Below are 3,110 nucleotides of genomic sequence, written 5' to 3'. Positions count from 1 at the left end.
CCGTCCGGTCATACTTATCGAATTCAGAGGTATGATTGACAAGGAAACACTCAGACGGTTTATTGAGCATCCTAAGATTCCAAAAGTAGGACATAACCTAGCCTTTGAGATTCAATTTCTCACAAAGCATCTGGGTATTAATCCCGCAAAAACAGCGTGGATTGATACGATGCTCATGGCCCAACTATTAGCAGCAGGGCTACCTCCAACTTTAGAAGAAGATGCAAAAGCAGGGGTACTACCAATTCCTAATCTGAATCAGTCAGTAAAGAATAAGAAGAAGCTAAAACAAGAACTCAATCGCAACCTTCCTGGCCCTTACAGTTTACTCAGAGTCACTGCAAGAGAGCTTGGCTACAGCTTAGATAAGTCAATGCAAGTCTCTGATTGGGGTAAGCCCTTAACCCCAGAACAATTACAATATGCTGCGAATGATGCTGCCGTGGTACTTCCTCTAAGAGAAGCACTACGAAGTAAAATCATTGATAATCAACTGGCAGATGCCATCCAGGTAGAACTAGGAGCATTAGCCAGAGTTGCTCAAATGGGGTTAATGGGAATGGGTCTTGATTTAGACCGATGGGGGGAATTAGCTAAAGAAATAGAAACAAGGAGAGAGGATGCTGCTAAGATCGCTTGTCAGGTGTTAAAACCAGACCACGCGCAGTTGAATTTGTTTGGAGGGGAAGAGTCGATAAACCTCGACTCTAACGAACAAGTGATCGCTGCTTTAGCTCGGTTGGGAATTCATACGAATAGTACCAGTAAAGACACCCTCGATAAACTCTCGGAAAATCATCCCGAAGTGTTTACCATTATTGAGTATCGACATTGGTCGAAAGCTCACAGTAGCTTTGGGGAGAAACTTCCTACTTTTGTCAACCCCGTTACTAGACGTATTCATCCCAACGTTAATCAAATGCGAGCTGCTAGTGGACGTTTTTCGTTCTCTAACCCTAACCTACAGCAAATTCCCAGAGAACGGCAGTACCGAAGCTGTTTTGTCCCTGCTCCAGGCTACAAACTGATAATTGCTGATTATTCGCAGATTGAGTTGAGGATAGTGGCTGAGATTGCTAATGATTCGGTGATGATTGATGCGTATTGTAATGAGAAGGATTTACATCGACTTACAGCTAGTCTTGTGTCGGGGAAACCTCTTGATGAAGTAACCAAGCAAGAACGTCAACTAGGAAAGGCTGTGAATTTCGGTTTAATCTACGGTATGGGAGCAACAAAACTGAGGATTTATGCTGAAACCAATTACGGCGTGAAGATGAGCTTTGAAGAAGCACAACGATTTCGAGATAACTTCTTCAAAGGCTACCCAGGACTTCATCAATGGCATCAAGATACTGCGTTTAAGCTACGGACTACGAAAGTCAAAGACATTCGTACCTTAAGCGGACGGCTACGACGATGGAAAGATGAACCTCCGTTAACCTCTCTGTTAAACACCCCCGTCCAAGGAACCAGTGCCGATATCACAAAGCTGGCATTGCATAAGCTCAACGCTAACCTTGATGAGATTGGCGGTTTTCCCATTGTCGTCGTTCACGATGAAATTGTCCTAGAAGTTCCAGAGTATCATGTCGTTGAAGCCAGTCACTTGTTAGAGACAGCAATGGTGTCAGCAGGACAAAAATTCCTCAAATCTGTTCCAGTAGTGGTTGAGGCAACGATCGCTGATTCTTGGGCTGAAAAGTAATCCCACCATAACCTAGCATTCTGCTAGGTTTTTTTCGTGTAGAATGACAATAAAGTTGGAAACTTCCTGTAATTCTTTCACTGAGTAAACTATAGGCAATTATCTTATGTCGAACTCAGGTGATCAGGCTTTGCCTGTTATTCCTTTGTGGTTGGATAGGATTTATCTTAAAATGTAGTCAAAAAACGCCAGAGATGAGCTTAACACTCATCTCTAACAGTGGCACGCAAATCAATTAACGCAACCTAGGATTATGTTGAACCAAACTCATAAACTCCTGACGGGTTTTAGCATCATTGGCAAATTCCCCTCTAAGCGCACTGGTGGAAGTCCAAGAACCAGGCTTTTGCACCCCTCGCATTACCATACACATATGAGTTGCCTCTACAACCACGGCCACCCCTTTCGGTTGTAGTAATCCTTGAAGTGCATCGGCAATCTGTGCGGTTAATCTTTCCTGTACCTGCAAACGTCGTCCGTACATTTCACAAATACGAGCAATTTTTGAGAGTCCAATTACCTTACCATCGGGAATATAAGCTACATGAGCGCGGCCAAGAATGGGTAAGATATGATGTTCACAGGAACTAAATAGGTCAATATCTCGAACTAAGACCATTTCATCAGTATTTTCATGAAAAACTGCCCCATTAAGCAATTCGTCTAAAGATTGATGATAGCCAGAAGTCAAAAATTTAAGGGCTTTAACCACTCGTTTGGGTGTATCTTTCAACCCTTCGCGATCGGGATCTTCTCCTAATCCTAACAGTAAAGTTCTTACCGCTTGGCGCATCTCTTCCTCAGAAACGGGAGGCTGTTGTGTCGTCGTTAATGAGGGTAATTTATGATCAATTTTATTAACTGGATTGGGTTCGGACTGAGCTAAGGTCATAGTTTTGAGTTAAATTAAAGGGTAACAGAGGTAGCTAAGCAGTTATTTAGCTGTTGGCGGAGTTTATCAGCATCTAAATGACGACCGATAAAGACTAGCTGGTTGGCAGGAGAATTAGACCAGGGTTCGGACTTGATATCGTTGCGCTGTCCACATAGTTGGAAAATGTGACGTAATTGGCTTCCTGCAAACCAAACAATTCCTTTGGCACGAAATACTTCTAGGGGAAGTCCTTCGTTTAAAAACTTTTGAAATTTATAGACATCAAAGGGTTGGTCGCTTTTGAAAAGACATGGACATAAAACCATCTGTTGTGAGGTGATGGGAATTTGGGCGGTATTCTTGGTCAACAAAGCTATCTGTGTTAGTTAAACCCACATCCAAGATTAACGGTAACGGGACTTGGGCGTATTGGGTATGGATAATTCTGGGATTCTTTTTTATAGAGGTAATGTAGGTTTCTAATACGGTTAATTGTTCCTTATTGGCTAAATCGGTTTTATTCAATAA

The 3,110-nt window shown here is 42.5% G+C and carries 2 protein-coding genes and 1 pseudogene; 1 reads left to right on the top strand and 2 read right to left on the bottom strand.

The genetic code is table 11. The features are described 5' to 3' along the window. A partial coding sequence (locus C4E06_RS21840; RefSeq protein WP_107670506.1) for a bifunctional 3'-5' exonuclease/DNA polymerase occupies positions 1-1,708 on the top strand: 1,708 nt, incomplete at its 5' end. Positions 1,709-1,943: 235 nt separating this feature from the next. On the opposite strand, the gene folE is transcribed toward C4E06_RS21840, so the two are convergent. Together folE and C4E06_RS29730 are read right to left on the bottom strand one after the other, a co-directional pair. Beyond that, on the bottom strand, positions 1,944-2,600 hold the full coding sequence (folE, locus tag C4E06_RS21835; RefSeq protein WP_107670505.1) for a GTP cyclohydrolase I FolE: 657 nt from the start codon (positions 2,598-2,600) through the stop codon (positions 1,944-1,946). Between the two features lie 14 nt (positions 2,601-2,614). Next, positions 2,615-3,110 (bottom strand): annotated as a pseudogene (locus tag C4E06_RS29730) (GTP-binding protein); the annotation flags it as partial.

The sequence above is a fragment of the Cyanothece sp. BG0011 genome (assembly GCF_003013815.1).
GTDB lineage: Bacteria > Cyanobacteriota > Cyanobacteriia > Cyanobacteriales > Microcystaceae > Crocosphaera.
This window is presented reverse-complemented; position numbering and strand designations above follow the sequence as displayed.

Bases quoted from the DNA above. Each gene is read 5' to 3' on its own strand.
- folE (WP_107670505.1), bottom strand. From the start codon at position 2,600: ATGACCTTAGCTCAGTCCGAACCCAATCCAGTTAATAAAATTGATCAT.